This window comes from Lysobacterales bacterium (assembly GCA_016721845.1).
In the GTDB taxonomy this organism is placed as follows: domain Bacteria; phylum Pseudomonadota; class Gammaproteobacteria; order Xanthomonadales; family Ahniellaceae; genus JADKHK01.
On record JADKHK010000011.1, the window covers coordinates 45,083 to 70,555 of the forward strand.

The following is a 25,473-nucleotide window of genomic DNA, read 5'->3' on the forward strand; positions in this document are numbered from 1 at the left end:
CGTGAAAGTCAGTCGTCTGGATGGATCCGATCGAACCCGTCAATCCGTCATCGGATCTTAGCGCCTTGAGGCGACGGTTGAGCGACGTGCTCGGGCGCGACCGACCGCGCCTGCGTCAGCGTCTGGATCAACTCGCCGCGGCGAAGACCGGCATCGATGGCGAACGCCTGAAGGCCCTGAGCGCCGCGGTCGACGCCAGTGTCGCGCGCCGCGCTGCGCGTGCCGCGGTCGTGCCTGCGATCCGACTCGACGAGGCCTTGCCGATCGCACGCGAGGCGGATGCGATCCTGAAGGCGATCCGCGAGCATCAGGTGGTCGTGATTGCCGGCGAAACCGGCTCGGGCAAGACGACGCAGCTGCCCCTGCTCGCGCTCGCGGCCGGACGCGGCGTCGATGGCCTGATCGGCTGCACCCAGCCGCGGCGCATCGCCGCACGCAGCGTGGCCCGGCGCGTGGCCGAAGAAATCGGCACCCAGGTCGGACAACTGGTCGGCTTCCAGGTGCGTTTCACCGAACAGGTCGCCGACACCTCGCTGATCAAGTTCATGACCGACGGCATCCTGCTCGCCGAGACGCAGCGCGACCGCCTGCTTCAGCAGTACGACACCATCATCCTCGACGAGGCGCACGAACGCAGCCTCAATATCGACTTCCTGCTCGGTTACCTCAAGCAGCTGCTGGCGAAGCGGCGTGACCTCAAGCTGATCGTGACCTCGGCTACGATCGACACCGCACGCTTCTCCGAGCACTTCGGGAATGCACCGGTGATCAATGTCGAAGGCCGCACCTTTCCGGTCGATGTGCGCTATCGCCCGCTGGCCGAAGACCGCGACGAGCGAGGCGTGAATCAGGCGATCATCGCCGCGGTCGAGGAGATCGGGCAAAGCGAAGCCCTGGCCGACGTGCTGGTGTTCCTGCCCGGCGAACGCGAGATCCGCGACGCCCATCTGGCCCTGTCACGGCGGAATTTCCGCGAGACCGAGATCCTGCCGCTGTACGCGCGCCTGTCGGCGAAGGAGCAGGACCGGGTGTTTCATCCCGGACCGAAGCGGCGCATCGTGCTCACCACCAATGTCGCCGAAACCTCGCTGACGGTGCCGCGCATCCGTGCGGTGATCGATACCGGCAGCGCCCGCGTCGGTCGCTACAGCCCTCGGCACAAGGTGCAGCGCCTGCACATCGAGCCGATCTCGCAGGCCAGTGCCGACCAGCGCAAGGGCCGCTGCGGACGCCTCGGTCCGGGCCTCTGCATCCGTTTGTACGACGAGGCCGATTTCGTGGCGCGTCCGCGCTACACCGATCCCGAGATCCTGCGCGCCTCGCTCGCGAACGTGGTGTTGCGCATGTTGAGCCTCGGGCTCGGCGACATCGCGCGCTTTCCGTTCCTGGAACGTCCGGAAGAGCGCGCGATCAACGAAGGCATCAGCCAGCTGGTCGAGCTCGGTGCGATCGGCGAGGCTCGCCACGAGTTGACTGCGCTGGGCCGCGACATGGCCCGCATCCCGATCGACGCCAAGCTCGCGCGCATGCTGATCGCGGCGCAGCAGCATGGCGCCGCCCGCGAGTTGCTGATCATCGCGTCCTTCCTGTCGATCCAGGATCCGCGCGAACGTCCGGCCGATGCGAAGCAGGCCGCGGACCTCGCGCATGCCCAGTTCGGCGATCCGAAATCCGATTTCGTCGCGGTGCTCAAGCTGTGGGAGGCGTATTCGACGGCGCATGAAGATCTGACCCAGTCGAAGTTGCGTGACTGGTGCGAGAAGCAGTTCCTGAGTTTCCTGCGCATGCGCGAATGGCGCGAGCTGCATCGGCAGTTGCTGGTGCTCGGCGACGAACTCGGGTGGCGCCTGAACAGCGAAGCCGCGTCGTTCGAAGCCCTGCATCGCGCGTTGCTCAGCGGCCTGCCGGCCAATCTCGCGCGCAAGGACGAGAAGGGCCAGTACCAGGGTACGCGCGGCAAGCGTTACGGCATCTTCCCGGGCTCCTTCGTCGCGAAGGCGCCGCCGTTGTGGCTGCTGTCGGCGACCCTGCTCGACACGCATAAGTTGTACGCGATCATGAATGCGCGCATCGAGCCGGAATGGGCGGTGCAGGAAGCCGCGCACCTGATCAAGCGCGCGCATCACGATCCGCACTGGAATCGTGGGCGCGGCCAAGTGATGGCCTACGAGCAGATCACGCTGTTCGGACTGACCCTGGTGGAGCGCCGCCCGGTGCACTTCGGCACGATCGATCCGGTGCAGGCGCGAACGATCTTCATCCGCGAAGCGCTGGTGACGTGCGAACTGGACGCCAGGGCCGCAGTCGTTGCGCACAACCGGCGTGTGCTGGTGCAGGCGGCGGCGGAGGAAGCCAAGCAGCGCCGACACGGACTGCTGCGCGGCCCGGACGAACTGGCCGCGTGGTGGGAAGGCCGTTTGCCCGAAGGCATCACGACCACCAGGGCGTTCGACGATTGGGTCAAGCGGCTCGATCCGGAACTGCGCCGCGGCCTCGAATGGTCACTCACCGACGTGCTCGAAGCGGGCGCCTCCACGGCCGAGCGCTTTCCGGAGAGTTTCATCGTCGGCAACCAGCGCCTGCGGTTGCATTACGCCTTCGATCCGAAGCTGGATGAGGATGGCGTCACCTTGGATCTGCCCTTGTCCTTGCTGAATGCGGTGTCGGAGGCGCGGGCCGAATGGCTGGTGCCGGGATTGCTGGAAGCGAAGGTCGCGGAACTGATCCGCGCCTTGCCGAAGGCGTTGCGCCGCAATTTCGTGCCGGCGCCGGATTTCGCGCGCGCCTTCGTGCAGGCCGAGCTGCCCGGCGATCGCGGGCTGCTGCAAGCACTGGCGTCGTGGTTGGCCAAGGTGGCGGGCGTGACGTTGCCGATCACCCTGTTGCATGAGGCGAACGCGAGTCTGCCGAGCTTTCTGCGGATGCGCTTCCGCTTGCTCGATGCGAATGCCAAGGTGCTTGCCGTCGGCCGCGATCTCGACGCCCTGCGCCGCGAGTTCGGGACGCTGGCCCGCGAAGCCTTCGCGGTGCAGACCAGCCGCGACTTCGCGCGCGAAGACGTGCGCGTGCTGCCGGCGCACGCATTGCCCGAGATCGTCCGGACCGATACCGGCCTGTCGGCGTTTCCGGCCCTGGTCGATCGCGGCCATCGCGTCGATCTGGTCGTGTTCGAACGCGCCGATGACGCGGCGAGTGCGCATCGTGGCGGCATCGCGCGCCTGTTGCGCCTGGCCCTGATCGAAAAGTGCAAGCAGCTGCGCAAGCAGTTGCCGCTGGCGCCGAAACTCGCGCTCGCCTATACGCCGATCGCGTCGCCGGACCAGTTGCGCGAGGACATCGTCGAGGGCGCGCTTGCCGACCTGATCCATGCCGACCCGTGCACGGCGCGCAGCGAGGACAGCTTCCGGCTGTCGTTCCAGGCCATCGAGAAGCGTCTGTTCGGCGACTGCATCGAACGCCTGAAGGCGGTCGAAGCGACCCTTGCCGCGCATGCCGAACTGCTGCCGAAACTGAAGCCGCCGTTGATGGGATTCGCCACCGCGAACTTCGAGGATCTGCGCGAGCAGCATCGTCGCCTGGTGTTCGCGGGTTTCGCGAAGTTGTTCCCGCTGGCACGACTGAAAGATCTGCCGCGCTACCTGAAAGCCATGCGTCTGCGCGCCGAACGCCTGCAGAATGATCCGCGCAAGGACCAGGCGCGCATGCTCGTGGTGCGCGACTTCGATGCGCAACTCGACCGACTCGCGGCCAACTGCCCGGCCGAACGCATCAGCGACCTGCGCTTCGTGCTCGAAGAACTCCGCGTGCAACTTTTCGCCCAGGAGCTCGGTACCCGCGAACCGGTCAGCGAGAAGCGAATGCAGAAATTGTTGGAGCAGGCGGAAGCAACGAACCTTTCCTGAGCGACGCGTCAGTCTGCGGCATCGGTGTGCCGTTCGCGCCAACGCTGCCGAACCGTGGCCGGCAATCGTTTGAGCCGCAGCGCGGGTTGCTCGACCAGATGCCATGACGCGACGGCGAGCACCAGCGCGATCAGGAATCCGCCAAGTGCATTGATGTGGTTGTGCGTATCGCCGGCCAGCGCCGCGATGATCTGCTGCGCCGGATAGCCCCATAGATAGATGCCGTAGGAGTAGTCGCCGAAACGGTTGAAACCGCGCCAGCGCGTGTCGTAGGCAAACCAGAATACGAAGGCGACCTCGGTCGCAGCGAACAGAAGCGGGAACGCGGGCGTGCTCCGCCACATCCATGCCATGCCGGCCAACGCGAGCAACAGGCTGCCGCGAAGGGGAATGTGATCGCGATTGACGTAGCAGAACGCGCCCGCAACGAACAATGCGGCGAGGCGCAGGTACTCGTGCGGATTCGACATCGGCGTCTGGTCCGGATACAGCGATGCCAAGACGAGCATGGCGATCGCCGCGACGTTGAACAGCGCACGCCACGACAATGCACCGATCACGCCCATGGCCGCGACCAGCACGTACATGCGGACTTCCGCGGGCAGTGTCCAGATCGAGCCATTGACGACGTCGCTGCCCGGATTGCGCGTGAAGACGCCGGGCAATTGCCACTGGAGGAAGATGTCGAACTTCAGATTGCGCCAGATGTACCCGAAGGTGTCGGGGTGTTGGAAGTATTCGCGCAACGGGAGGTTGGTGAACACGGCCCCGAGGACGAAGGCCGACAGCAGCAAGCAGAACGCATAGCCGGGAACAATGCGGATCGCGCGCGCCCAGGCGAAATCGGCCAGTTGCGGATTGCGCAGGAAGCTTCCGGTCACCAGGAAACCGCTGACGATGAAGAACACATCGACGGCGATGCTGCCTGAATAGGTGCCCCAGTTCAGCCAGGCGAAGAGGTCGGCCGGCAAGGGATGCCCGGTGACGGCCGGCGCATGGCCGTAGATGACCATGCTCGCGGCGATGAAGCGAAGCAGGAGAAAGTTGTCGCTTTTTTGGGCGAGGCCGTCGGCGAGGGTCCGCATTGCGGTCAGTCCGGGCGTCGCATGCAGAATTCCGGCGTCAGATGCTTGTAGACGACCGGGCGTGCGCCGCGATCATTTCCGAGGATTGCCATCATGTGAGTCGGCTTGATCCGACCCGCCTCGATTTCCGCCTGGTCGCGCGCCTGGACCCGGTCGATGAAGTCGCGATCCCACGTGCCGTTCGCGTCGAAGTGATGGCCGAAACTCCGGTCGACGATCGGCGTGACCAGGTTGCCGAATGCCAGGAAGAACTTGAAGCCGAAACGGTCGATCAGCAATGGCAGGATGTCTTGCGCGCGAACACCTTCGAAGCCTTCCACGGAACAGTCCCAATTCATGAACTCGTGTTCCTGTCGCCGCAACTGCAGGTTGTAGCGATGCGATTCCGGGAGTTCGCGCCAGAATTCCTGAAGCATGGCGAGGGCCTCGGGCCAGCGCTGGTGGCCATTGCGACCGATCATGTCCGACGTGATGAAAATGCCCTGGTCGCCGATCGCACTCGCGATCGCATCGAACAGGTGCTCGAGTTCGACCACGTGATGCAGGCTCTGGTTCGCCATCACCACGTCGTAGCGCTCGGTCGGCTGCCATCGGTTGAAATCCGCGCGCGTGAATTCGAAGTGCCGGGCGAGTCCGTTCTCCGCTGCCAGTTGCTGCCCTCGCTCGAGCATCGGCCCGGTGAGGTCGAGGCATTCGATCTTGAACTCGGCGAGGCCAGACGACTTCAGGGATGCGGCAATCCGCACTTCGGCATCGCAGTTGCCCGAACCAATGCTCACGATGCGCAAGGCTCGGCCGACCGCTTCGGCATGTTTCAGAATGCTCTTCGCAAAGAAGTCTTCGGGATGGGCGAAGCCGAAGGTTTCCTGCATGGGCCGGAGATAGGTGTTCGACCAGTAGTGGAAGATCTCCGGAAGCGCATTCACGTCCACTTCCCCGGCGAACCTTTCGGTTTCCTGGGCGATGCGGGCCTCGTAATCGGATCTCGTGGCGGTGATTGTCGGCAGTGAACGCTTCAGCCGTACTCGCATCTCGGGAGGGAGGATTGGGGCCAGCTTGCGAAGGAGGTTGAAAACGATGTTCACGAGCACCTCGTTCTGCTGGGAAGCTGTCGCCGCTTGCGAATCGCTGGGACACGTCGGCACTGTGTCAGACCATCCTTGTCAGCGGTCATCTTAACCGCCTCGAATCATGCGGCGAACGAAGACCAGTGCCCGATAGACCCGACTGCCCTTGATCAGCCCGACCTGGCGTTGCAGGTGCTCGAATTGCGCCTGCACGCCCCGGATGTCGCGATACAGGCGCTGGATGTGCATGTCGCGGCGCTTGAGCAGCACTTTCAGTTCCTGCACGTCCTCCGCATCCAGGCTGCGGCCTTCGGCAAAACGCTCGGGCAGCGGGCGGTCGACATAAATCGTCGAATGCGTATCCGCGAGTTCCTCCTGCGGACGCTCCTGCGTGTAGAAATACAGCGCGATCGACTTGCGCGACAGCGCGCGCTTGTCTTCCGGCAGTGTGATGCGCGAGAAGCCGTGCCAGCTCCATTCGGTGGTCTCGAAAATCACCGCGCGATTGAACAGCGGCGTCACCGGCGTGATCGTGTCGTCGTCGGCATGCGGGTCGCTGTGCAATTCCAGACTGCCGCCCCAGGCATCGTCCCACTCGTGGTTCAGGTACACGATCAGGTTCAGGCGTCGATGCGCATGCGTCACCGGATGGCGATTGAAGTCGACATGCGCATCGAGATCCTGGCCTTCGCGATTCTCGTGCGTGCCGCCACCGAAATAATGCGGGTCGTATTGCAGGTCCTCGATACCGGTGATGCGCGAGACCAGGGCGAGGAATTCACGGGTCTGGATCAGGTCATCGAGTGCGGCGTAACTCGGGCCGATGCCGCGAATCCGCTCGACCACGGCTTTTTGGCCGACTTCGCCATGCTCGTTCAGCGCGAACTTCGCATCGAAGACCGGAAACTCGGCGAGCAGACGGTCGGCCGCGGCTCGATCGAGAAAGTCGTCGATGACGACATGGCGGAACGGCTCGCGGCGCTGGAATTGCGCGGCGAGTTCGGGCAAGCGGGCGTGGGTGGCTTCGGAGATCACGTCGGCAGGAATCCGTGCAAGACCGCGCATTGTCCTGATTCGCGACAGGTTTGTCTGCAGGAGCGATGCCATAATGATCGCCGCTGCCTGTTTGCCGAGAGTTGCCCATGTTGAATCCCGCCGTGCGCGCCGCTTTGGTGCGCCATGCCGATGCGTTTCGCGATGCCCGGCCGTTCCGCCATGTCGTCATCGACGACTTCTTCGAACCGGCAGTGGCCCAGGCGCTGCTGCAGTCGTTCCCGGGATTCGATGCGAAGTTCGCGCTGAACGAGATGGGTCAGGTCGGCGGCAAGGCAGTGCGCGAGCATGTGCGCGAATTGCCCGAGCCTTATCCGCAACTCGATGCCTGGCTGCAGACCCCGGATTTTCTCGGCAGCGTCGCGACCATCACCGGCATTCCCGACCTGCTCTACGACGCCGACTACATCGGCGGCGGCACCCATGAAAATGTCGATGGCCAGGGCCTCGACATGCACATCGACTTCAACTTCCACCCGGGCAATCGCACCCATCGTCGCCTGAACCTGATCGTCTACCTCAACCCGGAATGGGAGGCGGCCTGGGGCGGCTGCATCGAACTCGCGGAAGATCCCTGGAATCCGCACAACCGCAACAAGACCGCGGTGCTGCCGCTGTTCAATCGTGCAGTGATCTTCGAGACCAATGAGCGCTCCTGGCATGGCTTTCCGCGCATCAACCTGCCGGAAGGCCGGAAGTCGATCTCGCGCCGCTCGTTCGCGATCTATCTGTACACGAAGGAGCGACCGGTCGAGGAGACGGCGCCGGCGCATGCGACCGTCTACGTGCCGGAGCCGCGCCCCGATCACCTCGTCGTCGGGCACGTGCTGACGGCCGAGGACGTGCGCGAACTCGATCGCCGCTTCGCCGGTGCGCGCGGCCAGCTGCATTTCCTGTACGAACGCGAGAAGGACGTGTCGCGCCAGTTCGAAGCCTACGACTACGCGTTGAACGAAGCCCGTGCAGCGGCCAAGCTCGACGTGCTCGGATTCGCTCGCCAGATCGGTGCGCCCGAGGGTTTCTGGCCCGATGCCTGGGCCGCCCGGAACGCGGCGATCACCCTGGAAATGGTCGAGTCCTGCAAGTCCGCGATCGCACGCGTCTGGGTCCCGGACGGCCTTGATGAGGGTTACGAACTCTGCATCGACATCGGTGGCCAGCGTGCCATCCACCATCCGCGCGCCGGTCGTGTCAGCGAACTGGCTTTGCCGCTGAGGGCGCTGTCCGGCGAGCGCGTGACGATTCGCTTCGAGGCCAGTCGCGACTGGCAGCCGAGTTCGACCGGCGAATCCGGCGATACACGTGCACTCGCATTTCGCTTGATCGACCTGCGCCTGCGCCACGGCTGAGCGATGAAGACATCGGCCTCGCATCCGACTTCGCTCGGCGAGTGGCTGGCCCAGCACGCTGCCGTCGCGAAGCTGCTGGGCGAGGATGTGGTGTTGCCGAGCGTGGCGGATCCGGCGCTGGTGCCGACACTGACGCTGCTGCAGCATCTGCGTGTCGACAGCGACACCTTGGCGGCGACGCTGGCGCATGAGCTGCAGCTGGCGCCGGAAAAATTGCCGCCCAGCCTGCACGCGCTGGTCGATGGCCAGCGCGAGGCCGGGCGGGTCTGGACGCTGTATGCCGAGAAGGGCCAGGGTGTCGCGCCGGAAGGTCTGCGCCGCTTGCTGCTGGCGATCATTCGCGACTTGCGCGTGATTTTCATTTTGCTGGCGCGGCAGCTGGTGCGGCTGCGCACTGCGGCGGCGTTGCCGGAACACGAGCAGCGTGCGTTGGCGCAACTCACCGCCGACATCCATGCGCCGCTCGCGAACCGGCTCGGCATCTGGCAATTGAAGTGGGAACTGGAGGATCTGTCGTTCCGATTCCTGAACCCCGAGGCCTACCGCCGCATCGCGAATGCGCTGGACGAGCGCCGCGGCGACCGCGAAGCCTTCATCGAACGCGTGAAGCGCGAGCTGACCGATACGTTGCGCCGTGAAGGCATCGAGGTCGATGTCGCCGGGCGCCCGAAACACATCTATTCGATCTGGCGCAAGATGAGCCGCAAGCAAGTCGACGTCGATGGGCTCTACGACATTCGCGCGGTGCGGCTGATGGTGAAGGATGTCGCGAGTTGCTACGCCGCGCTCGGCATCGTCCATGCCTTGTGGCCGCCGGTGCCGGGCGAGTTCGACGATTACATCGCGCGGCCCAAGGGCAACAACTATCGCTCGCTGCATACCGCGGTCGTCGGGCCGGAGGGCAAGACGCTGGAAATCCAGATCCGCACGCCGGAGATGCACGAACATGCCGAACTCGGCGTCGCTGCGCACTGGCGCTACAAGGAGGGCGGCGGCGGCGATGCGGCGTTCGAACGCAAGATCGCCGGCCTGCGCAACCTGCTCGAAGCCAAGGCCGACACCGAGTCGGACGCCGCGCTGCTGGCGGGTCTGCAGACCGAAGTGGTCGAGGATCGCGTCTACCTGCTGACCCCGCAGGGCCGCGTCGTGGACTTGCCGAAAGGCGCGACCGTGCTGGATTTCGCCTACCACATCCATACCGATGTCGGGCACCGCTGTCGCGGCGCCCGATTGAATGGACGCCTGGTGCCGCTCGATCATGCGCCGGTCAGCGGCGAGACCGTCGAGATCATCACCGGCAAGGTCAGCGAACCCAAGCGCGACTGGCTGATCGCCTCGCGCGGATTCCTGACTTCGCCACGTGCCAGGGAAAAGGTCCGCACCTGGTTCAAGAAACTTGATCACGATCGCAATGTCGTCGCCGGTCGCGAATTGCTGGACAAGGAACTGAAGCGACTCGCGTTCCACGAGGTCGACCTGTCCTCGCTGCCGGGTCGCTTCAACCTCAAGACCATGGACGACCTGCAGGTCGCGATCGGTGTCGGTGAAGTGACGCCGGGACACATCGCGCGCGCATTGCAGGACATCGTCCAGCCCAAGGTCGAGAAGCCCGAGCTCAGCGCCGATCCGGTGCGCCTGCGGCCGCGCGATAAGGATGCGATCACCATTGAAGGGGTCGGCAACCTGCTGACGACGATGGCGCGCTGCTGCCAGCCGGTGCCGGGCGATCCGATCATCGGCTGGCTGACCAAGGGCCGCGGCGTCAGCGTGCATCGGCAGGGCTGCAAGAGTTTCAACAACCTGGTCGCGCGCGATCCTGGCCGCGTCATCCACGTCGACTGGGGCGGGCGCAGCGGCGAATACGAAGTCGACGTGCTGGTGCGCGGCTATGACCGCAAGGGCCTGCTGAAAGACGTGTCCGCGGCAATCGCGGCAGCCGATGCCCATGTGCTCGCGGCCAGCACCCGTCTCGACCGCGACCACGGCATCGCCGAGATGTTCTGCAGTCCTTCTGACCCACCGGAAATCCGCCATGAGCATCGAACAACTGGAAGAAACCGCCCAGGCCATGGTGGCCGCGGGCAAGGGCATCATCGCCATCGACGAGTCGAACAGCACGATCAAGAAGCGTTTCGACGGCGTCGGCATCGACTGCACCGAAGAAAACCGACGCGCCTATCGCGAAATGCTGCTGTCGACGCCGAACCTGTCCGACCACATTTCGGGTGCGATCCTGTACGACGAGACGTTGCGCCAGAGCACCCGGGCCGGCGTGCCGTTCACCCAGCTCATGCTCGACCACGGCATCCTGCCCGGCATCAAGGTCGACAAGGGTCCGCAGTCGCTGGCCGGTTTTCCGGGGGAAGTCGTCACCGAAGGCCTCGATGGCCTGCGTGATCGCCTGAACGAATACGCCCGTCTCGGCGCCAAGTTCGCAAAGTGGCGCGCGGTCATCAACATCGGCGAAGACATGCCCAGCGCGACGGCGATCGACGCGAACGCACACGCACTGGCGCGTTATGCCGCGCTTTGCCAGGAAGCCGGCATCGTGCCGATGGTCGAACCGGAAGTGCTGATGGACGGCACCCACGATATCGACACCTGCTATGACGTGACCGAAGCCGCGTTGCGCAGCCTGTTCGGCGCGCTGTACGAGCACAACGTGATGCTGGAAGGCGTGATCCTGAAGGCGAGCATGGTCATCCATGGCAAGGACAGCGCCGACAAGGCCAGTGCCGAGGAAGTCGCGGAACTGACCGTGCGCTGCCTGAAGTCGGCGGTGCCGTCGGCCCTGCCGGGCATCGTCTTCCTGTCGGGCGGCCAGTCCGATCTGGATGCCACCCGCCACCTGAGCCTGATGAACCAGATCGGCCCGCATCCCTGGCCGCTGTCGTTCTCGTATGGCCGTGCCATGCAGTCGGCCGCGCTCAAGCTGTGGTCGCAGGACCTGGTCGGCAACTTCAGCAAGGCCCAGACCATCGTTGCCAGCCGTGCCCGCGAAAACGGCATGGCCGCCCTCGGTCGCTGGACGCCGGACATGGCCGCGTAAGCGAACGTTCAACGATGTCGACGAGAGGGCGGGACATCCCGCCCTTTCTTTTTGTCCCGCGAACCCTTGCAATACGCGCTCGATGGCATCATTTCGCCGATTCGAACCGACCCCACGAGGACAGGCCATGACTCCGCTCAAGCAACTCGACAAGGCGCTCGGTGCGCTGCGTGATCTCGGACTGATCAAATCGCAGCCGGAAGAGGCGCCGGTGGTCGCGCTGATCGATCGCATCGCCCATCTCGACCCGGACAAGACCGTCGCAATCGCGCGCACGCTGTCGCAGGCGACGCTGTTCAACGAAGTCGTGCGTGACCAGATCACCGGCATGTCGATCGGCGAGCGTTACCGTGGCATCACCGAAGCCTTCAACACCATCCGCGATGATGCCAAGGCCATGGTCGCGCAGGTCGAGGACGGCAAGATCGACACGATGGAACGCTTGTCCAACATCTGGATGAAAGTGACCCGCGGCGACATCCCGAGCCGTTTCGCGCGCATCAAGGACAGTTATCTCGATGTCGCGAAGGATTCGAAGGAGCAGATCCAGCGCGAGCAAACCATCCTCGACGCCTACCGTGATTTCCGCGGCGCGCTGAAGGAATCGCAGGTGCTGGGTTTCAGCGTGCTGAAGAAGGCCGAGGAGTCGCTGGCGGCGGCGCGTAGCGCATTGCAGGCGGCCTCCGATGCGGTGAATGTCAGCAACGGCAGTGATCGCGAAGCCCACGCGACTCTCGAGATGGCCCGCGACAACGCCATGCGCGCGCTGCAGGACGAGGACAAGCGTTACCAGATCGCGAAGGATCTGGCCGAGAATCTGTCGATCTCCTACAACACCACCGAAGTGGTGATGGCGCGGCTGATGCAGATCACCGATGCCAAGGAGCGCGTGTATTCGCAGGCAGTGATGTTCTTCGGCACCAATGAAACCGTGTTCACGGCGCTGTCGGCCTCGTTCACCGGCATGCACGGCTTGCACGAGAGCACGCAGACGCTGGATGCGATGAAGCAGGGCATGAACCAGAGCCTGGAGACGCTCGGCGACATCGGCACCAAGGTGCTGGAAGAGGCGACGCGTGCCGGTTACGGCCCGACGCTGCGCGCCGAATCGGTGGCCAAGCTCGTCGATTCGGTGGTCGCGTTCCAGGAGAAGTCGGTGCAGATCATCGACGAGATGCGCGATCTGTCGACCGCGAACGAACGCGAGATCCAGGCCGCCGTCGAGGACGGCAAGCAGCGCCTGGTCGCGCTCGGCCGCTCGGCGTCGACCTTGCCGGCACCGCGTTAAGCGCGAACGATGAACACGCGTCTGCCGGCCGCAGTGCCGGCACCCGGCCAGCCGCGCACGTCGATGGACGAGCTGATGCTCGCGATGGACATCGTCGACACCTTGCGCCACGAGCAGTCGCTGGTCGAGCGTGAACTCGCGTCCGAGACGCGCGATGCCGATTTCGTCGCGCGCGTGAAGCAGATCTACGCGAGTCAGGGCATCGAGGTCAGCGAGGCGCTGGTGCGTCAGGGCGTCGAGGCGTTGCAGCAGGACCGCTTTGCTTACGTGCCGCCGCCGCGCTCGGTCTCGGTGCGACTGGCCGAGATCTGGGTCGACCGCTGGCGCTGGACGAAACGCGCGTTGATCGCGGGCGTCGTCGGCGTGCTCGGGTACGGCATCGTGGCGGTTCCGAACGCGTGGATGGATTCGCGCGAGTACCGATCCTTCCAGCAGCAATACTTGGAAGTGTCCGCTGTGGCGCATGCGCTCAAGGAACGACAGGGACTGGTTTCGGCTCGATTGAATTCCGACCTGGCCGAGCCGCCCGGCTTGGTCGCGTCGCCCGTCGCTGTCATCGCAGCCGAGGTGCAACGCGACTTCCCGACGATCGGGGCGGGACTCGCCGGATTGCCGCTGGACGTGGTCTCGAAGTCGGCCTTTGCAGGATGCCGATGCCGCGCGACGTGCGGTGACCGACTACCGCAACGAGGTCGAGCGTCATCGCACGACCCTGGAGCGCGTCGAAGATCGACTTGCCGATGCCCATGCCTTGGCCACGGGCGCGCACCGATACGATCAGCTTGCGCGGCAGTTGGCCGGCCTCGCGCTCGGCGAGGGCGCGGCGCTGCAGATGCGAGTGATGCAGGAGCGCAGCGCTGCAGCGCTGGCGTCGGGGGAGGTCGGTTCAGCACATCTTGCGCTGGCCGAGTTCGAGCGGGCCATGGCCCAAGTCGACTTGGCCTACACCCTGCGCATCGTCAACCGCGACGGCGTGCAGAGTGGTGTCTGGCGGTATCACGAGGACGCGCCGGGCGGAAAGAACTACTACCTTGTCGTCGAGGCGATCGATGCCGGCGGGCAGGTTTTGTCGTTGCCGGTCACGAACGAGGAAACCCAGCGCACCGAGACCGTTTCCCGTTTCGCGATCCGCGTGCCGCAGTCCGAATACGACAAGGTCAAGGCCGACAAGCTCGACAATGGACTGATCGACGAGGCCATGGTCGGCGAGAAACGTCGCGGCGAGTTCGATGTCGATTACCGCGTCGCCGTTGCCGGCGGCGCGATCACGGAGTGGTGAGCGCGATGCAATCCGGACAATCCGTGCTCCGCGACATGGACGGGCGCATCGACGCCCTGCGTGCGCAGGCGCATGCACTCGCGAACGATTTGAATGCGCTGACCGCGCGCCGCAATGCCACCCGTGCGCAAGAATCCGGGCAGACGCGCGAGCTGGCGATGCTGCGCCTCGACCTGTTGCAGGCGAACCAGGTCGCGAGCGGCATCGATGCCGCCGACCAGCGCGCGCTGGCCTTGTTGTCGCAGCGCGCACAGGCGCTGGACGCGGTGAATCTCGCGATCGCGGCCTCCGAAACCCGCCAGCAGGCGTTGAAGGCGGTGCGCGGCGAACGCCTGGCCGAGCGTGACGCTGCGGCTGCGCGCGCGAATGAAGCAGCGATCGCCGTGCGTACCGCACTGTCGGCGACGGCCGACTACCAAGCCCTTCAGGCACAAGGCGCGCAGGCTGCGCACATGGCCAAGCAGGCGCGCGACAAGGCGACCACGGCCGCGGCCGATCGCGAGACGAAGCGCGCGCCCTACGAGCGCGACAAGTTGTTCATGTACCTGTGGCAACGCCGATTCGGCTTTCCCGAGTACAGCGCGAACGCGATGACACGCACGCTCGACCAATGGGTCGCGCGACTGGTCGGTTACGACGGTGCGCATCGCAACTACCGCATGCTGCTCGCGCTCGCCGACCATCTTGCGGCGCATGCCGATGCGCAGGAAGCGGCGCTGAACGATGCGCAATCACGACGGGTGGCAGCGGAAGATGCGGCGCTGGCAGCGGCCGGCGTGCCGGCGCTCGATGATTTGCTCGATGTCGCGGAGGCCGCGCTGATGGCCGCCGAGCAGCAGATCGAGGCCGAGGAGGCGACGCATCAGCAGCAGCTCGACGAGCGGGCGGCGATGGTCGCCGGCACCGATCCGTACACGACCGAGGCCCTGAACGTCATCGCGGCACAACTCGGTCGCGAGGAATTGACCCAGTTGCACGACGATGCACGAGGCACGGCGACGCCGCGCGACGATGCGATGGTCAGCGCGCTCGCGAGCCTGCGCGCCGAAGCCGGCCGCCTCGCGGAACAGCTCGGTCCGTTGGAAACGCAGCAATCGACCTTGCTCAAGCAGCTGGCCGAGGCCGAGCAGTTGCGCGCGCGGTTCCGCGCCAAGGCCTATGACAGCGACAACTCCGAGTTCGAGAGCGGCCTCGCCATCGGTGCGGTGCTGGATCGACTGCTGCGTGGCGCCGTCGTCTTCAACGACGCCTGGGAGGAAGTGAATCGCCATCATCGGGTGCGCATTCCGCCGATCACGCGGCTGCCGCGAATCGGCGGCGGAGGCGGTGGATTCGGCAGCGGCCGCAGTGGCGGCGGATTCGGTAGTGGCGGTGGTTTTCGCACCGGCGGCGGGTTCCGCGGTGGTGGTGGTTTCAAGACCGGTGGAGGCTTCTGATGCACGAACGTGATGTCGATCGTGAGTCGCGCCCGCTGCACCCGCGTCGCGAGCAGCGCCAGAGCGAGCTGCGCGTGTTCGGCCTGCATGCCTGCCTGGCCGTGTTCCAGCGCCGGCGCGCGGCCATTCGCAAGGTGTATCTGGAGAAGGATCGGCTCGGTGCATTGCGCGAGGTGATCGCCCACTGCGTCGCGAACCGCATCGGTTATCGGCTGCTGCCGAGCGAGGAGCTGGAGAAGCTGACGAAGTCGCAGCATCACGAAGGCGTCTGCTTCGAAGTCTTGCGTGCGCCGTTGTTGTCGCTGGAGACCGCGCTTGCGGCGATCGCGCCGGAGCGTCCGGCCTGGTTCGCATGGCTGGACGGGGTGGGCAACCCGCACAATCTCGGCGCGATGTTGCGCAGTGCCGCGCATTTCGGTTGTGCCGGATTGATCGTGCCACGCGATGCCGGTCTGGGCCTGTCGGGCGCCGCCTGTCGTGTGGCCGAAGGGGGCGCCGAAGCGGTGCCGCTGATCGGCATCGATGCGGCCGAGTCCGCGATCGCGATCCTGCATCGGCATCGCTTCGATCTGCTGGCCACGGTCGTGCGCGGCGGCGACGATCTGTTCGCGGTGCCGCTGCCGAAACGTGCGGTCTTCGTGATGGGCGCCGAAGAAGCCGGAATGAGCGATGCGCTGATCGCGCGTTGCGATCGCCGCATCGGCATTCCCGGCAGCGGTGCCGTCGAGAGCCTGAACGTCTCGGCGGCCTTCGCTGTGTTTGCGGCGCTGTGGGCGTCACAATCGCGGCCCTGACTCCGGCGAGAAGGCGCATGATCCGAATCGTTTCCCTGCCGGTTGCTCGCCCCGGCGTCGGTGGCGTTTCCGGCACCGCCGACGCAGACGCCGGCGACGAAGACGTTCGCGCTCGACTACACGATCGAGTTGCTGCCGAAGCAGGACCAGGCGCGCATCCGCATCGCACTCGGCAAGGGCAGCGAGCGGGTCACGCAGCTCGCGCTGGATTACGATGCCAAGCGCTACAGCGATTTCGCCGTCAGCGGCGGCAAGTTTGCAGCAGCGGGTGCCGGCAAGGCGGTCTGGACGCCGGCCGCGGGCGGATCGACCCTGAGCTATCGGGTGCGCATCACGCGCCAGCGCGACAGTGGCGATTTCGATGCGCGCATGACGCCGGACTGGGCCCTGTTCCGTGGCGACAAGGTGATCCCGTTCGTCACCGCGCGGATGAAGAAGAACACGGTGGCGGTCACCCACCTTGGCTTCGTGTTGCCGTCGGGCTGGAACAACGTCGACACCGGCTGGCCGCGACTGCCGAACAACCGCTTCGTCATCGACAATCCGGAGCGCAGCTTCGACCGCCCGATCGGCTGGATCATCGCCGGCAAGGTCGGCACCCGCTATGACAAGCCGGGCATGACCGAGGTCGTCGTCGCCGCGCCGAAAGGCGATGCGCTGGACCGCATGGATGCGCTGACGATGATCAATTTCGTCTGGCCCGAAGTCGAGCATGCCTTCGGGCGTACGCCGCGCAAGGTGCTGATCGTCGGTGCGGGCGATCCGATGTGGCGGGGCGGCCTGTCGGCGCCGAACTCGCTGTTCTTCCATTCGCAGCGGCCGCTGGTGAGCGAGAACGGGACCAGTTCGCTGTTCCACGAACTCACCCACGTGGTCACGCGCATCAGCGGCGAGGATCGCTCCGACTGGATCGCCGAAGGCCTGGCCGAATTCTATTCGGTCGAGCTGAACTGGCGTGCCGGTGGCATGAGCGACGTGCGTCGCGAACGGGTCTACCAGAGCCTGCGCGACTGGGGTCGTGACGTCCGTTCGCTGCGCACCGATCGCTCCACCGCCGAGGTCACGGCGCGCGCCGTGGTGCTGCTGCACGAGCTCGACGCCGAAATCCGCGCACGCACCAAGAACGCGAAGGACATCGACGACGTGGCCCGCATCCTCAAGGTGATGCGCAAGGTGTCGACGCTGGAATTCATCGCAGCCACCGAGCAGGTACTGGGTGGCAAGTCGAAGGTGCTGGCGACGCCACTGTTAAAGTGAAGATCGCGGCAGGACGACCAAAGCCACCCTGCAAGCCCGCCAAAATGTTGTCTGTTGGAGCGCCTTCAGGCGCGATTGCTCAACGAAGTCCTGGCTGTGTCATTTCTGTCCAGCGCTTGGAAATTCGACCCCTGACTTCGTCTGGTTTCAGGCGGATTTCGTTGGCCAGGACTACGTCGACTTCGCGACCACGACGAATCGCCGCGAACTTCAATGATGGCGAGAAGGCGATGTCGGCCGACCACTCGAACCATTGCGTTTCACCCGAGGGAGAAATGTTCACCGCGAGGCCGTAGTAGTCGAGAAACACCAGCACGCCTTGCTCGCCAAAGCGGTCTGCTGCACTGAACCTGACTGCGATGTCCCCCGCCGCTTCAGCAGGAATTTCGTTCAGAACTCGCCCGTGCATGGACAGGGTCTTGCCGCTTGGGTCAAGGACCGGCGGTTCCAGTTGCCTGAGCCGGCCGTGCAATGGGCGCTGGGTCGGGCGTCGGCTCGGCACATCGGCCAGACCTCGCCGCAACATGACGTTGCCGTGTGTCGACTGACGGAATCCCATCGTGGGTGACACCGTGTCTGCCGCAGCGCGATGATCGCCCGTTCGATCTAATTCGACCACTTGATCGAATTTCGCCAAGCCGAACACGGCATCGCCTTCGATCGCGCAATCATTCACGGGCACGCCGAAATCGAGGTCGCGCCGCTCGCGGCGTTGACCATCGAGCAACGTTGCCTGGCCGCTTCTCAATCCCTGAGGTTCGAGGCAGACGATGGCGGCACTGGCATCGACGGCGATGCGCGCGTGGGGCATGTCTCCGCCTTCGATTGGCTTGAACGCGCGAGTCTCGGTCAAACGAGCGCCGTCGTGATCGACGAGTGCGATGACGAATTGCATCGATTCTTCGGTTGCTACTGCCCCCGCCGACTCCAGCGTCGTTGCGGTCCCGCTGCGCGGATCGTAGTCGAGCACGCCGTAGACGGCCGGCCGGTCGGCGAGGGCGATCCGCTTGCCGTCGGCATTCATCAACATCGTCCGCGGCCAGAACGCACCTTTCGGCTTGTAGTGAATTGCCATCACGGTTTGCGTGTGCAGGAGCGTCGCGCTCTCCGCCCGCCCGGGAACGGTGGCCACCGTTCGCTGGCGTTGGCCGCGTGCAAAGGCCACCACCTCGGCGCGGTCATCCTCGCCGATCAAGGCGATGCCGTTGCCCTGGTCCGAGACAATGATCGACGCCACGCGCACGCGTTCTTCGTCGGGCTGTACTGGCGGTAACAGGAACTCTGCTAGGGCAGGCGACGCACCGAATGTTGCAGCAATCGAAAAAGCGATGAATCGGAATCGATGGTTCATGGTGTCAGCAGTCCCAGTTGAATGCGGCTTCAGGATCATAGGAACAGCCTTCGCAGCGGCTGGCAGCGTCCTGACCACCCCAAATCGTGAAGTGAAGATGCGGGCCTCGCGCAGCGCCGGTTTGGCCGGAAACACCAATGCGCGTACCGGCCATGACCAATTGCCCGACGCGGACGATGGGAGCGTCTCGGAGGTGTATATAAACCGTCTGCGACCCGTCGGCATGATTGACGCGAATGTAGTTGCCGTTGCGGGCGTCGTTTCCTACTTCGCCGACACGCCCTTCCTGCGCAGAACGAACCATTGATCCTTCCGGTGCAGAAATGTCGACTGCATCGTGGAAGTCCGAACCGCCATTGCCATCGGGGCGCGGGCCCCAGTCGCGGGATTCGCCCAGAGGATAGGCACTACTCGGCTCGCCCACGACGACATCCTTGAAGCAATCGATCAGGCCGTCCATGTCCAAGTCGAAACGAGAACACATGTGGTAGGCGTAGCCGATCTCCCCTCCCGGCACGCGCCAAGGCACTTGCCAAATGCCTTCATCAAAATAAAACGTTGTGAAGCACGTCACTTCTGTTCGCGAGATCGGTGCGCCAGTCAACGGGTCGGTAGTTGAGACCGTTGCAGTAATGCAATCGCGCGTGTAGTAAATTTTTTCGTTAGTGCTGGGTGACCTTTGAAGTTGCTCAGTTGGGAGTTGAGTCGGTTCTCTCAACGCCAGTGCCAGTGCCGGTGCCGGTGTCGGCAGGAAAAATGTCAGTGAGACAATAAACAGCAGGAAACGAAAATCGTGCATTGCGGCCTCGTGGGTTGCAGTCGGTCAACTCGTAGGTCCGAAATCGTTCCATTGGGGGGGGGGCTGTCAACAGTTTGTTGCAAATTTGGGCGTCAAGCCGAGCGTGCCGCTCGCGTCGATGCTCGGATTTCGTTCCGGGTCTCCAACGTGAAACGGTATGGACCGGGACATCGACGACGTCCACGTCACGCGATCCTCAGGTGCGCTTCCCAGGCCGTCTCTCGATATCCGGCCGCCATCGAGAATTCTGGCGGCAAGTCGAAGGTGTGGGCGACGCCCTTGTTGAAGTGAAGATCGCGGGACGGAGCCCGCTCCCACGCTGGCTTGATCCGACCTTGGGGAAGATCTTTGGGAAGCCGGGCCCTCGGCGCGTCTCTTCGCCCTCTGTGACTCTCATCAACCTTCGATCTGCTGGTGAATCGCGATGCGTTCGTCATCCCCGAGGCCGAGCGCGTTGCCCAGGGTGTTCAGGAATCGGCGTTCGGCCTCGGTATCGAGATCGATCGCCAGCGCGGCTGCGGCATAGGCGTCGCGCGTCCGGCCGGGGCGAGTCATCGCGCCGATGGCGTCGGCGGTCTTCGGCACCGCCAGTTCCGCTTCGAGGAACGCGCGGGTCTCGGCATCGACGCCGGCGGCTTCGGCGCGCGCCAGAACCCGTTCACGCTCGTTAGCATCGACTCGGCCATCGGCCGCGGCGGCGGCGATCATCGCCTGCACGAGCAGCACGGCGTCAGCCTGTGCTGGTGGCAGCTGTGCCGGATTGAATGCGACCGGTGGCGGTGGCGGCACGGCCAGGGCGGCCTGGGGCGGCGCTGGTGGCGACGTCGGAACGGCGGTGGCCGCGGGCGTCCGCTGGCTGCTGAAGTGTTCGTAGGCGGCCATCGCGACGCCGAGGGCGCCCAGGCCCAGTTGCGCCTTGGTGCCGAAACTCAGGCCACCGCCGTGCTTCTTGCGGTGCCCGAAGCCGCCACCGAGGGCGTCCCCGAGCAATTGGCCGAGCAATCGTTGCGCATCGAACATGGTCTGAATCTCCATTGGGTCGCGTGTTCACGGTGGGGCCGGTGCCGGAAATCGCAAGCCCGGGGCAGGGCCAACTTGTTGCGGGGACTGGGCCTTGGCATGATAGGCGTTGAATTTTTCGCGGATTCCACAATGTCGATCACGCAGCAAGCCCGTTTCGGGCATGCACCCAGCCGGCCTGCATCGCCGCGCGGAGCGTGCTGAATGGCCGACGAAGTGAGTGTGTTTCCGCGCGGGCCGGGCAAGATCTGGCGGGCGCTGCAGTGGTCGCTCAAGGGGCTGCATACCGCGTTCACGATCGAGTCGTCGTTCCGGCTTGAGTGTTACCTGATGATTCCGTTGACGCCGCTGAGTTTCCTGCTCGGCCAGTCGCCGCTGGAGCGCGTGCTGCTGTTCGGCTCGCTGCTGCTGGTGCTGTCGGCGGAATTGCTGAACTCGGCGATCGAACAGGTCGTCGACAAGATCAGCCCCGAATTCGCGGTCTTCGCCGGTCGCGCCAAGGACATGGGCTCCGCTGCCGTGTTCGTCACCATGCTGAACGTGATTGCGGTCTGGGCGTGTCTGCTCGCACCGCGCTGGATCTGAATCGATGGAAGTCCTGTTCACCCCCGAAGGCCTGTTGTCGCTGTTGATGCTGGCGACGCTCGAGATCGTGCTTGGCGTCGACAATCTCGTGTTCATCTCGATCGCGGTCAGCCGCCTGCCGCCCGAGCGCCGGTCCGAGGCACGCAAGTTCGGTCTGGCGCTGGCCTGCGTCACCCGCATCGGCCTGCTGATGTCGCTGGCCTGGCTGGCACGCATGACCACGCCGCTGTTCAGCGCGATGGGCCAGGACATTTCGGTACGCGACCTGGTGCTGATCGGCGGCGGCCTGTTCCTGCTGGTCAAGGGCACGATGGAGATCCACGAATCGGTCGAGGGCGACGATGGCGATGGTCCGAGCGGGCGCGCCTCGGCCGCGTTCGGCTACGTGATCGCGCAGATCGCCATCATCGACATCGTCTTTTCGCTCGATTCGGTGATCACCGCAGTGGGTCTGGTCAACAACGTCCCGGTGATGGCCACCGCGATCATCGCCGCGGTGCTGGTCATGATGCTGGCCTCGGACCCGGTCGGCAATTTCATCGACAAGCACCCGACGGTGAAGATGCTGGCGCTGGCCTTCATCATCCTGGTCGGTGTCGCCTTGATCGCCGATGGGCTCGAATTCCATATCCCGCGCGGCTACCTGTATTTCGGCATGGCCTTCTCGGCCGGCGTCGAAGCGCTGAACCTGATCGCCAAGAGCAGGCGCCAGAAGAAGACCGATCGGCGCGAGCAACAGGATGGCGGCCAATGACCACGACGACCGAAGACACCGCGCAGGAGAACGGTGCCGAACTGCCGGGCCTGTTCCTGAAGCGCGGCGAGGACGCGCGTCTGCGCCAGGGGCATTCGTGGGTGTTCTCGAACGAGGTCGACGTGAAGCGTTCGCCGCTCGGCGAATTCACGCCGGGTGAGCAGGTCGCGATCGTCGATGCGTCCGAGCGTGTGCTCGGGCTCGGCTACATCAATCCGAACGCGCTGATCTGCGCGCGCATGGTCGAACGCGGCGCCCACCATCCGCTCGACAAGTCCTTGCTCGTGCATCGCCTGAACGTGGCGCTGGCGCTGCGCGAACAGTTGTACGACAGCCCGCACTATCGACTGGTGTTCGGCGAATCCGATGGCCTGCCCGGGACTCGTGATCGATCGTTTCGGTGACGTGCTGGTCGGCCAGATCGGCACGCTCGGCATGGAGCGGATGAAGGATTGGGTGGTCGAGGCGGTCGCCAAGGTGTTCAAGCCGCGGGCATTCATCTGGAAGAATGCCGGTTCGGTGCGCAAGCTCGAAGCCCTGCCCGAATACGACGAATGCGCGATCGGCGAGTGGCCTGAGTTTCTCGACGTCATCGAAGGCGGTGTGCGTTTTCGCATCGATCCGCGCGACAGCCAGAAGACCGGCTGGTTCTACGACCAGCGCGACAACCGCGATCGGCTGCCGAAACTCGTGAAAGGCAAGCGCGTGCTCGACGTGTTCTCGTATGGCGGCGGCTGGGGATTGCGTGCCGCGGCGGCGGGTGCGAGCGAAGTGGTCTGCGTCGATGCCTCCGCTACTGCGCTGGCGGTGGTGAACCGCGCCGCGCACGACAACGGCCTCGCCGACAAGGTCAGGACGATGCAGGGCGATGCCTTCGACCTGTTGAAGGAACTGCGCCAGCAACGCGAACGCTTCGATGTCGTGATCGTCGATCCGCCGGCCTTCATCAAGCGCAAGAAGGACTTCGCCGAGGGACGTCTCGCCTATCGCCGCATCAACGAGATGGCGATGCAGTTGTTGTCCCGCGACGGGTTGCTGATCGCCTGCTCCTGCTCGCATCATCTGCCGCGCAGCGTGCTGCTCGATGCGATCAACCAGGGCGCGCGCCATCTCGATCGCAGCGTGCAGGTCCTGATGAGCCTGCAGCAGTCGGCCTGTCATCCGGTGCATCCGGCCATCCCGGAAACCGACTACCTGAAAGGCTACGTTTGCCGCGTGCTGCCGTCGTGATCAAGGAACTGCATGCCCTACGTCCATGACATCGATCCGATCCTGCTCCGCATCGGGCCGCTGGCGATCCACTGGTACGGCATCATGTACCTGTGCGGATTGGCCGCGGCGTGGTGGATCGGCCGCGGTCGCGTGCGTGCAGGGCGTTTCGGCATCAGCGAGCAGCAGTTTTCGGACCTGATCTTCGAAGGCATGCTCGGCGTCATCATCGGCGGCCGCATCGGCTACATGGTCGTGTACGGGCGTGCCGAACTCGCGGCCGATCCGCTGTCGCTGTTCCGCGTCTGGGAAGGCGGCATGTCCTTCCACGGCGGGCTCGTCGGGGTGATGGCAGCACTTGCATTCTGGTCGTGGCGGCACCAGCGGCATGCCTTCGACACCATCGACTTCATCGCGCCGCTGGTGCCGTTCGGACTGGGCTTCGGCCGCATCGGCAACTGGATTGGCGGCGAATTGTGGGGCCGCCACACCGACCTGCCCTGGGGCGTGATCTTTCCGAAGGCGATCGGGCAGCTCGGCCTGTCGATCGAAGAAATCAAAGTGCAGGCTGCGCAGGGCCTGCTGAACCACGAGATGCGGCATCCCTCGCAGCTCTACCAGGCCGTGCTCGAAGGCGTCGTGCTGGGCGGCGTGTTGTTGTGGTTCACGCGACGCGAGCGGCCACGTTATGCCGCCAGCGGCGTGTTTGCGCTGATCTACGGGCTCGGTCGTTTCCTGGTCGAATTCGTGCGCGAACCGGACGTGCAGATGGGTTATGTCGCTTTCGACTGGATGACCACCGGCCAGTTGCTGTCGTTGCCCCTGATCGCGTTGGGCGTGGTGTTGCTGGTGCTCGCCTATCGCCGCCGGAGCGCGTGATGCAGGCCTATCTCGACCTGTTGCGGCATGTGCTTGATCAGGGCGCCGACAAGAACGACCGCACCGGGACCGGCACGCGCAGCGTCTTCGGTTACCAGATGCGCTTCGACCTCCAGGCCGGCTTCCCGCTGGTCACCACCAAGAAGTTGCATCTGCGCTCGATCGTCCACGAGCTGCTGTGGTTCCTGAAAGGCGAGACCAACATCGGCTATCTGCGCGAACACGGGGTGACGATCTGGGACGAGTGGGCCGATGCGAACGGCGACCTCGGCCCGGTGTACGGCAAGCAGTGGCGGCGCTGGGCGACGCCCGACGGCCGCGTGATCGACCAGGTCGCCGAGGTGATCGAGCGCATCAAGCGCGACCCCGATTCGCGGCGGCTGATCGTCAGCGCCTGGAATGTCGCCGAGATCCCGCAAATGGCGCTCGCACCTTGCCATGCACTGTTCCAGTTCTATGTCGCGAACGGCAAGCTGTCGTGCCAGCTGTATCAGCGCAGCGCCGACATCTTCCTCGGCGTGCCGTTCAACATCGCGAGTTATGCACTGCTGACGCATATGGTCGCGCAGGTCTGCGACCTCGGCGTCGGCGACTTCGTGCACACGCTCGGCGACGCCCACCTGTATTCGAACCATCTCGAACAGGCGCGGCTGCAACAGACACGCGCGCCGCTGCCCTTGCCGGCCCTGCAACTGAATCCCGACGTGCGATCGATCGACGGTTTCCGTTTCGAGGACATCGTCATCGCGGATTACCAGTCGCACCCGGCGATCAAGGCCCCGATCGCGGTGTGACGCCGGTCGGCGACGATTGCCCGGCGTAGCCGATCCACATCGCCAGCGTGACCGCAACGGCTGCGGCCAGGGCATCGATCGCACCGCTGCGCAGGCAGACCAGTTCCCAGGTCATCGCCGCACCCATCGTCTGCAGCGTTTCGATCGGGCCGTAACCGAACTGCATGGCCACGCGCACGCCGGTGATCAAGGCCTGCGCATAGGCGATGCCGGCGGTGGCCGCCAACCCATGCAACAGCACCCGCAACCATGGCGGCAGGAAGCCCAGCTGGCCGCGCATCAGCAGCAGCACCAGCGGCATCGCCAGCGCCGCCCAGGGCAGGTCACGATGCAGCAACTGCGATGCCACCGACCACACGGCACCGGCACACAGCGGCAGCAGGAACAGCATCAACAAGTGGATGAGACGAGCGGGCAGGGACGGCATTCGGCATTGTGACATGGCGTTGCAACGGCACCGGCGTGCGTGCACGCCAAAACCGGACCGATTCGGTACAATTTCAATCGAACCTACTCCGAATCG

General features: G+C 64.8%; 19 protein-coding genes and 2 pseudogenes. 14 read left to right on the plus strand and 7 right to left on the minus strand.

The features are described from left to right. Window positions 1–65: 65 nt before the first annotated feature. A complete protein-coding gene (gene hrpA / locus IPP28_07005) occupies window positions 66–3,902 on the plus strand; it encodes an ATP-dependent RNA helicase HrpA (protein MBL0040786.1) in 3,837 nt (1,278 codons plus the stop codon). 8 nt (window positions 3,903–3,910) lie between these two features. Here the strand turns inward: hrpA and IPP28_07010 are convergent, their stop codons facing one another. The 3 genes from IPP28_07010 to IPP28_07020 all read right to left on the minus strand — a co-directional run bounded on the left by IPP28_07010 (window position 3,911) and on the right by IPP28_07020 (window position 7,119). Beyond that, entirely contained in the window at window positions 3,911–4,987 is a 1,077-nt protein-coding gene (locus IPP28_07010; protein ID MBL0040787.1) for an acyltransferase, read from the minus strand. Window positions 4,988–4,992: 5 nt separating this feature from the next. Further along, window positions 4,993–6,018: a class I SAM-dependent methyltransferase gene (locus IPP28_07015; GenBank protein MBL0040788.1), complete on the minus strand. Its 1,026-nt coding sequence runs from the start codon at window positions 6,016–6,018 to the stop codon at window positions 4,993–4,995. Between the two features lie 144 nt (window positions 6,019–6,162). Continuing rightward, complete coding sequence (locus IPP28_07020; protein ID MBL0040789.1) at window positions 6,163–7,119, minus strand: 2OG-Fe(II) oxygenase; 957 nt, start codon at window positions 7,117–7,119, stop codon at window positions 6,163–6,165. A 77-nt stretch (window positions 7,120–7,196) separates the two neighbouring features. Between IPP28_07020 and IPP28_07025 the strand changes: the two genes are divergently transcribed. The 8 genes and pseudogenes from IPP28_07025 to IPP28_07060 all read left to right on the plus strand — a co-directional run bounded on the left by IPP28_07025 (window position 7,197) and on the right by IPP28_07060 (window position 17,559). Beyond that, a complete protein-coding gene (locus tag IPP28_07025) occupies window positions 7,197–8,456 on the plus strand; it encodes a 2OG-Fe(II) oxygenase (GenBank protein ID MBL0040790.1) in 1,260 nt (419 codons plus the stop codon). Between the two features lie 3 nt (window positions 8,457–8,459). Then, a pseudogene (locus tag IPP28_07030) lies at window positions 8,460–10,430 on the plus strand (bifunctional (p)ppGpp synthetase/guanosine-3',5'-bis(diphosphate) 3'-pyrophosphohydrolase). Between the two features lie 58 nt (window positions 10,431–10,488). Beyond that, the gene (locus tag IPP28_07035) at window positions 10,489–11,505 is read left to right on the plus strand and encodes a fructose-bisphosphate aldolase class I (GenBank protein ID MBL0040791.1); all 1,017 of its coding nucleotides are present in this window, start codon (window positions 10,489–10,491) and stop codon (window positions 11,503–11,505) included. A gap of 82 nt (window positions 11,506–11,587) precedes the next feature. Beyond that, window positions 11,588–12,793 (plus strand): cell surface protein, encoded by a 1,206-nt coding sequence (locus IPP28_07040; GenBank protein ID MBL0040792.1) that lies wholly within the window; start codon window positions 11,588–11,590, stop codon window positions 12,791–12,793. A 640-nt stretch (window positions 12,794–13,433) separates the two neighbouring features. Further along, window positions 13,434–14,072, plus strand: a complete 639-nt coding sequence (locus IPP28_07045) for a hypothetical protein (protein ID MBL0040793.1) — start codon at window positions 13,434–13,436, stop codon at window positions 14,070–14,072. Continuing rightward, a complete protein-coding gene (locus IPP28_07050) occupies window positions 14,069–15,508 on the plus strand; it encodes a hypothetical protein (protein ID MBL0040794.1) in 1,440 nt (479 codons plus the stop codon). The genes IPP28_07045 and IPP28_07050 overlap by 4 nt, the downstream gene beginning before the upstream one ends. After that, window positions 15,508–16,302 carry an rRNA methyltransferase gene (locus IPP28_07055; GenBank protein ID MBL0040795.1) on the plus strand — a complete coding sequence of 265 codons (795 nt, stop codon included), beginning with the start codon at window positions 15,508–15,510 and terminating at the stop codon, window positions 16,300–16,302. Before IPP28_07050 ends, IPP28_07055 begins: the two co-directional genes overlap by 1 nt. Window positions 16,303–16,344: 42 nt before the next feature. Continuing rightward, window positions 16,345–17,559 (plus strand): hypothetical protein, encoded by a 1,215-nt coding sequence (locus IPP28_07060; GenBank protein ID MBL0040796.1) that lies wholly within the window; start codon window positions 16,345–16,347, stop codon window positions 17,557–17,559. A gap of 79 nt (window positions 17,560–17,638) precedes the next feature. On the opposite strand, the gene IPP28_07065 is transcribed toward IPP28_07060, so the two are convergent. From IPP28_07065 to IPP28_07075, 3 genes are all read right to left on the minus strand, one after another. Continuing rightward, entirely contained in the window at window positions 17,639–18,949 is a 1,311-nt protein-coding gene (locus tag IPP28_07065; GenBank protein MBL0040797.1) for a hypothetical protein, read from the minus strand. Next, entirely contained in the window at window positions 18,915–19,709 is a 795-nt protein-coding gene (locus IPP28_07070; protein ID MBL0040798.1) for a M23 family metallopeptidase, read from the minus strand. Before IPP28_07070 ends, IPP28_07065 begins: the two co-directional genes overlap by 35 nt. Before the next feature lie 396 nt (window positions 19,710–20,105). Continuing rightward, window positions 20,106–20,729, minus strand: a complete 624-nt coding sequence (locus IPP28_07075; GenBank protein MBL0040799.1) for a DUF533 domain-containing protein — start codon at window positions 20,727–20,729, stop codon at window positions 20,106–20,108. Between the two features lie 204 nt (window positions 20,730–20,933). On the opposite strand from IPP28_07075, the gene IPP28_07080 reads away from it, so the two are divergent. The 5 genes and pseudogenes from IPP28_07080 to IPP28_07100 all read left to right on the plus strand — a co-directional run bounded on the left by IPP28_07080 (window position 20,934) and on the right by IPP28_07100 (window position 24,950). Beyond that, window positions 20,934–21,314, plus strand: coding sequence for a diacylglycerol kinase (locus IPP28_07080; protein MBL0040800.1), 381 nt, complete (start codon window positions 20,934–20,936; stop codon window positions 21,312–21,314). 4 nt (window positions 21,315–21,318) lie between these two features. After that, a complete protein-coding gene (locus IPP28_07085; protein ID MBL0040801.1) occupies window positions 21,319–22,068 on the plus strand; it encodes a TerC family protein in 750 nt (249 codons plus the stop codon). After that, a pseudogene (locus tag IPP28_07090) lies at window positions 22,065–23,298 on the plus strand (class I SAM-dependent rRNA methyltransferase). Before IPP28_07085 ends, IPP28_07090 begins: the two are co-directional and overlap by 4 nt. Before the next feature lie 12 nt (window positions 23,299–23,310). Continuing rightward, on the plus strand, window positions 23,311–24,156 hold the full coding sequence (locus tag IPP28_07095; protein ID MBL0040802.1) for a prolipoprotein diacylglyceryl transferase: 846 nt from the start codon (window positions 23,311–23,313) through the stop codon (window positions 24,154–24,156). Next, window positions 24,156–24,950 carry a thymidylate synthase gene (locus IPP28_07100; protein MBL0040803.1) on the plus strand — a complete coding sequence of 265 codons (795 nt, stop codon included), beginning with the start codon at window positions 24,156–24,158 and terminating at the stop codon, window positions 24,948–24,950. Before IPP28_07095 ends, IPP28_07100 begins: the two co-directional genes overlap by 1 nt. Here the strand turns inward: IPP28_07100 and IPP28_07105 are convergent. Beyond that, window positions 24,928–25,377, minus strand: coding sequence for a hypothetical protein (locus IPP28_07105; protein MBL0040804.1), 450 nt, complete (start codon window positions 25,375–25,377; stop codon window positions 24,928–24,930). The two genes, IPP28_07100 and IPP28_07105, sit on opposite strands and share 23 nt — an antisense overlap. Between the last annotated feature and the right edge of the window lie 96 nt (window positions 25,378–25,473).

Bases quoted from the DNA above. Each gene is read 5' to 3' on its own strand.
- IPP28_07010 (MBL0040787.1), bottom strand. From the start codon at position 4,987: ATGCGGACCCTCGCCGACGGCCTCGCCCAAAAAAGCGACAACTTTCTC.
- IPP28_07015 (MBL0040788.1), bottom strand. From the start codon at position 6,018: ATGCGAGTACGGCTGAAGCGTTCACTGCCGACAATCACCGCCACGAGA.
- IPP28_07020 (MBL0040789.1), bottom strand. From the start codon at position 7,119: ATGCGCGGTCTTGCACGGATTCCTGCCGACGTGATCTCCGAAGCCACC.
- IPP28_07025 (MBL0040790.1), top strand. From the start codon at position 7,197: ATGTTGAATCCCGCCGTGCGCGCCGCTTTGGTGCGCCATGCCGATGCG.
- IPP28_07035 (MBL0040791.1), top strand. From the start codon at position 10,489: ATGAGCATCGAACAACTGGAAGAAACCGCCCAGGCCATGGTGGCCGCG.
- IPP28_07040 (MBL0040792.1), top strand. From the start codon at position 11,588: ATGGCATCATTTCGCCGATTCGAACCGACCCCACGAGGACAGGCCATG.
- IPP28_07055 (MBL0040795.1), top strand. From the start codon at position 15,508: ATGCACGAACGTGATGTCGATCGTGAGTCGCGCCCGCTGCACCCGCGT.
- IPP28_07065 (MBL0040797.1), bottom strand. From the start codon at position 18,949: ATGATCCTGAAGCCGCATTCAACTGGGACTGCTGACACCATGAACCAT.
- IPP28_07070 (MBL0040798.1), bottom strand. From the start codon at position 19,709: ATGCACGATTTTCGTTTCCTGCTGTTTATTGTCTCACTGACATTTTTC.
- IPP28_07075 (MBL0040799.1), bottom strand. From the start codon at position 20,729: ATGTTCGATGCGCAACGATTGCTCGGCCAATTGCTCGGGGACGCCCTC.
- IPP28_07080 (MBL0040800.1), top strand. From the start codon at position 20,934: ATGGCCGACGAAGTGAGTGTGTTTCCGCGCGGGCCGGGCAAGATCTGG.
- IPP28_07085 (MBL0040801.1), top strand. From the start codon at position 21,319: ATGGAAGTCCTGTTCACCCCCGAAGGCCTGTTGTCGCTGTTGATGCTG.
- IPP28_07095 (MBL0040802.1), top strand. From the start codon at position 23,311: ATGCCCTACGTCCATGACATCGATCCGATCCTGCTCCGCATCGGGCCG.
- IPP28_07100 (MBL0040803.1), top strand. From the start codon at position 24,156: ATGCAGGCCTATCTCGACCTGTTGCGGCATGTGCTTGATCAGGGCGCC.
- IPP28_07105 (MBL0040804.1), bottom strand. From the start codon at position 25,377: ATGCCGTCCCTGCCCGCTCGTCTCATCCACTTGTTGATGCTGTTCCTG.